Origin of the sequence: Sphingomonas sp. PvP055 (genome assembly GCF_040546365.1) — a bacterium.
GTDB classification, from domain to species: Bacteria; Pseudomonadota; Alphaproteobacteria; order Sphingomonadales; family Sphingomonadaceae; genus Sphingomonas; species Sphingomonas echinoides_A.
In genome coordinates this window covers 172888-179683 of record NZ_JBEPNS010000003.1, presented here as the reverse complement: position 1 = coordinate 179683, position 6796 = coordinate 172888, and the positions used below count along the sequence as shown (strand labels likewise).

Here is a 6796-nt window from a genome sequence, read left to right as displayed (position 1 = left end):
CGGAGTGCGGGTTTCCATCCGCCCGTAGGTAGCAGAGCCGCGTGTCAGAACTCGCTTTGAGGACAGTTTAAATTTTGGCTGTGACGACCGGGTTTTGGCGAGCGCTGGCGAACAGGTTCGTGAAGCTCGGGCGGCCGCTCCTGTCTGATCCGAACATTCGCGAAACGCCAGTGGACGTCGTGGTTTGGTCGACACTCGCCGCGCGTTGTCTGTCCGGAAAGACAAAACAGTCGCCAATCGAGGTTCGCGACCGCCTTTTGCGACGATCCGGTGGCTGCCGTCTGGAATCACCCGTTTGTCGTGCATCCAGGATGGCGACAGGGTTTTCCGCCGTAATCTACGCCTTCTGGGACAAGGGCGTCGTCCCGGCACGGTCTGCCGAACGACAGCTACTGCCAGATCCGGCCGCTCGTGGGCGATGTCCCGTCCTACTATGGCGCAAATCTGGTAGAGTGCGGTCAGACAGGTTTCAGGAAGGAGATGGCGATCGCGGGCGGTCCCAAAAAGGATGGCAGACCGTGCGAGAACTCGCCGTCACATGAGCACGGACGTCTTTTGTTAAACGGTGGAGCTGGGCGCAAATATTTTTGAGTTACTGCCGTGGTGGCGCTCTGGTGGCGCTGTGGTGGCTTCAAGGGGAAGCCATTGAGCGCTGCGCAGCAGATTTGGCGAGCTTGATCAGGCCTGTACGGGCCTGATCAACCCCGGCACGCCGATGAGGGTAATGGCTCTTCTTAGATTGTAGGCGAGCGCGGTCAGACTGAACTCGGCGCGAACCTTCTCCAGCCCGCGCATCAGGAATGCGCCCTGGTTCATCCATTGCTTGATCGAGCCGAACGGGTGTTCGACCGTCTCGCGGCGAACGGCAAGAATATCAGGGCGCGCAACCAAGCGCGCCGCCATGCGGTCCAGCACCGCCTCGTTTTCCCAACGGTTGATGCGCCGCCAGCGACTGCTGGTACAGTTCAACTTGATTGCGCAGTCCGAACAGGCGGCGGGGTTGGAATATTGGATGTTGGCGTGGCCGCGCGTCACCGCGCGATAGCTGATGTCGAGGGTCCGGCCACCCGGGCAGTGGTACGCGTCCGCCTCGGCATCGTAACGAAAGAGATCCTTAGAGAAACGGCCATTGGCGATGGCGCTGCCCCGTCTCGGCCGGGCGACGAAGGGTGTGATACCATTCGCCTCGCATGCTTCGATGTCCTCGCCTTTGTAATAGCCCATGTCGGCGACCACATCGATCTGCTCGACGTCTAGCGCGTCTTTCGCCGCCCCAGCAGTGGGTGCCAGCAGACCCATGTCGGTGCCGGCGTTGGTAACGTGCTGCTCGACGATCAGCTTGTGTTTCGCATCCACCGCTACCTGCGCGTTGTAGCCGACCGTGGTCTTTCGACCCGTGACCATCGCGCGCGCATCGGGGTCGGTTAGCGATATCTGGCTCTCGCCGCTGGCGTTCAGCTCGTGCAGCATCGCCTCCTGGGCCTGACGCCGCTCGCGCACCCTGGCGATCTTCGCGGCCAGTGCCCCGCTGCGGCCAGGCGCATGGCCATCCTCGCCGCGGTCGATGGCGTCCATCTCGGCAATATACCCCTCAAGCCGCTCGTCGGCCGCGGCAATATACCTGGCCAGCTTGTCACGGGAGAAGTTGCGTGCCGGGTTGTTCACCGCCTTCAGCCGCGTGCCGTCCACCGCCAGCAGCTCGCGCCCGAACAGGTCGAGCTTGCGGCATAGGACGACGAAGGCGCGGAACACTGCCTTGAAGGCGCTCCGGTTGTCGCGGCGAAAGTCAGCGATGGTCTTGTAGTCTGGCCGAAGCCCACGCAGCAGCCAGATCAGCTCGAGGTTGCGTGCCGCCTCGGCTTCCAGCCGTCGGCTCGACCGCACCCGGTTGAGATAGCCGTACAGATACAGCTTGAGCATGTCGCCCGGGTCATAGCCTGGGCGCCCCGTCGCCTTCGGCCGCGACCGATGAAAACCGGCCTCGCCCAGATCGAGGTCATCAACGAACGCGTCTATGAACCGAACCGGACTATCCGCTGCCACATAATCCTCTACCGATGCCGGCAGCAGCAGCGCCTGGTCGCGCGCATGACCCTCGATATATGCCATGATTACAGCATACGCCCGTCAGCAACCTTGTGGAATCACCCAGCGAGTTTTCGCACGGTCTGGATGGCGTTTTGAGAATGCCGATGCGTACCTACCGCCGCTGCAACCCGATCACGTCCAACAGCGCATCCGCGGCTTTCGTGCGATAGCGTTCCTTATGCCGCAGCCCGAAGAAGGGGCGAGGAGCGAATGTGATCGGTGCGACGTGCAACAGACCTGCCTTGATGGCCGGGTCGACCACTAGCGCCGACAGGACAGCAACGTCCGCCCCAGCCTCCACGGCCGTTCGGTCGCTTTCATTAGACGGCATCGTCAGCGCCACGTCGAGGGCAGCCGGATCGACTCCCAAGCTGCGCAACTCGCTATTCAACGTCGATCGCGTGCCTGATCCAGGCTCCCGTTGCCCCCAGCGTGCTCGTCGCAGCCATGTCACGTCGATGTCGGCGTCGCCGAAAGGCTGTGCTCCGACGAGCAACAGCCGGTCTTCGCCGATCGGCCAATGCGCCAACGCCGGGTTGTCGATCTCGCCCTCGACAATACCCAGATCGGCCTTGCCGTCATAGACGCGTGCCCGCGGCCTGCCCGGTGTTGCCGATCGACAGTTCGATACTAATCGCCGGATAGCGCTCATGGAAAGCCGCAAGGATGGGCGGCAACCAGTAGGCGGCGATGGTCTGGCTGGCGACGAGGCGCAGCGTGCCCCGCTTCAGCCCGCCAAGCTCCTCCAGCACCGTCTCGGCCGCGTCGGCCCGCGCAAGAACTCCGCGAGCCTCGGTCAGGAACAGCCGTCCGGCCTCTGTCAGAGCGATGCCGCGCCCGACGCGGTGGAAGAGCTTGGTTGCGTGTCGCTCCTCAAGCGAGGCGATGGCTGCGGAAGCCTCTGACTGCGTGACGTTTAAGGCCGCGCCGCGACGGTCATATGCTTGCGCTCGGCCACGCCGACGAAGATGCGCAGTTGCTCCAGTGTCACACCGCACCTAATATAGAAACCGATCACGATTGACGATCGGAATGACAACAAGGCTAAGTTGGAGCGATCGGTAGGCAGGGTTTAGATCGTGCGACGGAAGGAACACCGCCGTGGCCAGTTTTGCCTATCCCGATCGTATATTCCCTACCGTCCAGACTAGCAGATTGCCCGCGCTGCTGCCCGGCGTCGGCCTCTGCCTCGCCGTCACCGGCTCGGCCTACGCGCTGGAGGCGGGCGAGCGCGCACTGGCCGGCAAGGCGTGGCTGGAGGCGCTGGTGCTCGCCATCCTGATCGGCACCGCCGTGCGCAGCCTGTGGACCCCGGATGAAAGGTGGCACGAAGGCATCGCATTCAGCGCCAAATACTTACTGGAGGTGGCGGTCGTCCTGCTCGGTGCTTCGGTCAGTGCCGCGACCATCTTGGCGGCCGGGCTGCCGCTCCTCGCCGGTATCGCCGGCGTGGTCGTGAGCGCAATCCTGCTCAGCTTTGGGATCGGCCGATTGCTCGGCTTGCCGACGCGGATGGCGCTGCTGGTGGCTTGCGGCAATTCAATCTGCGGCAACTCCGCCATCGCGGCCGTGGCACCGGTAATCGGCGCCGACAGCGACGACGTAGCTGCCTCGATCGCGTTCACGGCGGTACTGGGTGTGGTGGTAGTGCTTGGCCTGCCACTGCTCGGGATTGCGCTCGGCATGGGCGGGCTCGCCTTCGGGGCGCTCGCCGGGCTCACTGTCTATGCCGTGCCGCAGGTGATCGCAGCCGCCTCGCCGTTGGGCGCCACCGCCGTGCAGATGGGTACGCTCGTCAAGCTGGTGCGCGTGCTGATGCTCGGGCCGGTGTGCCTTGTTCTGTCGCTGGTGGCGCCTCGTCTCGCGCCGCAGTCGGTTCCCGAAGGCGAGTTCGTCGCCGGTGCGCCTACGGCCAAGCGGATGGACCTCGCCCACCTCGTGCCCTGGTTCATCATCGGCTTCCTCGCACTGGTCGCCTGCCGCTCGCTGGGTCTGGTGCCGACCGTCGCCATCGCGCCGATCGGCCGGAGCGCCACGCTGCTGACCGTCGTTTCCATGGCGGCGCTCGGGCTCGGCGTGGACGTCCGCACCGTCGCCAAGGCCGGGGGCCGCGTGACCATGGCCGTCGTGTTGTCGTTGCTCGGCTTGGCCGCGATCAGCCTGACGCTGCTGGCCGCGCTGCACATCGCATGATCGGGCAAGATAGTGAGGATGAGAGTGAGGCCAAACCGATTGTCAGGCGTTACAATAGCATGAGCGAGCTGATGATAGAGCGGAACCCCGAGCCCTACAACGCCGAGCCGGTGCCCGGCGCCTTGATCGAGCGGTTCTTGACGCCACAGAACCTGTTCTATGTGCGCAGCCATGGGCCCGTGCCGGACCTGCCGGCCGATCACCGGATTGAGGTGGGCGGGATCAGTGTGGGCGAGTGCTCCATCTCGATTGCGGAGTTGAAGGCGCGCTTTCCGGTCCGGACTGTCACGGCTGTGCTTCAGTGCGCCGGCAACCGCCGGACCGATCTCCAACAGGTGGGCAAGACTTCAGGCGATCCGTGGGACATAGGCGCGATCGGCAATGCCGAGTGGACGGGCGTGCGGCTCGCAGACCTGTTGGATGCAGTTGGAGCATCGGACGCGTCCAACCTGTTCGTCTGCTTCACCGGCGCTGACGAGGTGGATGTGGAAGGCGAGGTGGCACCGTTCGGCGTCTCGATCGCTATGACCAAGGCGCGGGCGCCCGACGTGCTGCTCGCCTGGGCGATGAACGGCGAACCGCTGGCATCCGAGCACGGTGCGCCGTTGCGTCTGGTCGTGCCAGGCTATGCTGGCGTGCGTAGCGCCAAGTGGCTGACCCGGATCGAGGTCAAGGACACGCCCTCCGAGGCGCCGATCCAGGCGCACGATTACAAGCTTTTTCCGGCCGACGTGACCAGCGAGACGGCGGACTGGACGCAAGGGCTGACGATCAACGCCATGCCGCTCAACGCCGCGATCTGCTCGCCTGGTTCGGGCGAGAGTCTGCCCGCGGGCAAGGTCCGGATCGAGGGCTATGCCGTCGCCTATGAGCGCGACGTGTCGCGGGTAGAGGTGTCGCTGAACGGCGGTCGAGACTGGCGGCAGGCCGATTTCTCCGACGATCCGGACGGGCAGTGGAGCTGGCAGCGCTGGTCGCTCGATGCGGAACTGCCCAAGGGGCGCCAGCACCTTGTGGTGCGCGCGTTCGACGATGCGGGCCAGGGTCAGCCCGAACTACCCGATACGATGTGGAACTTCGCCGGATACCTCTGCACGGCCTGGCACCACGTCCACGTGCTGGTCGAGTGAATCCGCCGCCTTTGTCGGTCGATCTCGCCTTCTGGGTCGACGCGATCGGCAGGATGATCGTGGCGACGGCGGCCGGCATGACGCTCGGCTGGGAACGGTCACGCGAGAACCGACAGATCATGGGTCTGCGGACGCTGGGGCTGGTCGGGCTCGCGAGTTGCATCGCCGTCCAGGCGATCGTCCACAGCGGCTTGCCGAACGTGAACGCCGATGCAGCAGGTCGAGTGATGCAGGGCATCCTATCCGGCGTCGGCTTCATCGGCGCGGGCGCGGTCCTGCGCGTTGGCAGCGGGCAGGAGGTGCACGGGCTAGCAACGGCGGCGTGCATCTGGGTGTCAGCGACGCTCGGAGCGGCAGCGGGATTGGCGGTGTGGCCACTACTTGTGGGCGGTCTGCTGCTGGCGATGCTAGTGTTGTTCGTCGGCGCACCGCTCGAACGCCGTATCCGCGAACGCGCTCGGCAGACCCCGGCCGAAGCGGACCGGCGGGACGCCGAGCAGAAACCCTGAATAATCCTTGGCGCGAAACGGTGCACCAGTAGTTTTGCAGACGGAGGACTTCATGAGGGTCAGGACTCGTTGATCAAAGCCAGAAGATGACGGTGGCAGCGAGGGCGATGGCGGACAAGAAGACTGTCGGACACCTATCGTAGCGGGTCGCAACGCGGCGCCAGTCCTTCAGCCGTCCGAACATGATCTCGATACGGCTACGGCACCTGTAGCGGCGTTTGTCGTATTTGATGGGCTCAAGCCGAGACCTCCGACCTGGTATGCATGGCTGGATGCCCTTGGCCTGCAAGGCATCCCTAAACCAGTCGGCATCGTACCCGCGGTCGCCGAGCAGCCATTGCGCCTTGGGCAGATCGTCGAGCAATGCGGCCGCACCGGTGTAATCGCTGACCTGTCCGGCGGTCATGAAGAAGCTGAGCCGACGGCCGTTTGCGTCGGTCACGGCGTGGAGCTTCGTGTTCATGCCGCCTTTGGTGCGACCAATCAGGCGCCCGAGATCCCCTTTTTAACCCGCAGGCTCGATGCCGTGCGGTGCGCCTTCAGATATGTCGCGTCGATCATGACGGTCTTTGGGTCGGCATCAGCGGCAGCCAAGCCCTCCATCATGCGGAGGAACACACCCATCTCACCCCACCGTTTCCAGCGATTGTAGAGCGTCTTGTGCGGGCCGTAGTCGCTGGGCGCATCACGCCAGCGCAGCCCATTGCGATTCACGAAAACGATGCCGCTCAACACCCGCCGGTCGTCAACTCGCGGCTTGCCATGGCTCTTTGGGAAATATGGCCGCAGGCGCGCCATCTGCTCCTCCGTCAGCCAGTACAGGTCGCTCATCCTCAGACTCCTCACGGAGCCTGAATCAGATCGCGCCTCTCACAT

5 protein-coding genes and 1 pseudogene are annotated in these 6796 nt (G+C 64.4%); 3 read left to right on the top strand and 3 right to left on the bottom strand.

Translation table 11 applies throughout. The features are described 5' to 3' along the window. Positions 1-678: 678 nt before the first annotated feature. Entirely contained in the window at positions 679-2109 is a 1431-nt protein-coding gene (locus tag ABIC16_RS20760) for an IS1182 family transposase (RefSeq protein ID WP_354292813.1), read from the bottom strand. Between the two features lie 91 nt (positions 2110-2200). Continuing rightward, a pseudogene (locus ABIC16_RS20755) lies at positions 2201-3079 on the bottom strand (LysR substrate-binding domain-containing protein). Between the two features lie 110 nt (positions 3080-3189). On the opposite strand from ABIC16_RS20755, the gene ABIC16_RS20750 reads away from it, so the two are divergent. The 3 genes from ABIC16_RS20750 to ABIC16_RS20740 are packed head-to-tail and all read left to right on the top strand — an operon-like array spanning position 3190 to position 5920. Next, complete coding sequence (locus ABIC16_RS20750; RefSeq protein WP_183128845.1) at positions 3190-4281, top strand: YeiH family protein; 1092 nt, start codon at positions 3190-3192, stop codon at positions 4279-4281. A gap of 59 nt (positions 4282-4340) precedes the next feature. Continuing rightward, the gene (locus ABIC16_RS20745) at positions 4341-5411 is read left to right on the top strand and encodes a sulfite oxidase (protein ID WP_037535043.1); all 1071 of its coding nucleotides are present in this window, start codon (positions 4341-4343) and stop codon (positions 5409-5411) included. Next, positions 5408-5920, top strand: a complete 513-nt coding sequence (locus ABIC16_RS20740; protein ID WP_107963382.1) for an MgtC/SapB family protein — start codon at positions 5408-5410, stop codon at positions 5918-5920. The genes ABIC16_RS20745 and ABIC16_RS20740 overlap by 4 nt, the downstream gene beginning before the upstream one ends. Positions 5921-5993: 73 nt before the next feature. Here ABIC16_RS20740 and ABIC16_RS20735 read toward each other — a convergent pair. Next, a protein-coding gene (locus tag ABIC16_RS20735; RefSeq protein ID WP_132898307.1) for an IS5 family transposase occupies positions 5994-6751 on the bottom strand; the annotation gives its coding sequence in 2 pieces (ribosomal slippage) (positions 5994-6418 and positions 6418-6751; 759 coding nt in all). Between the last annotated feature and the right edge of the window lie 45 nt (positions 6752-6796).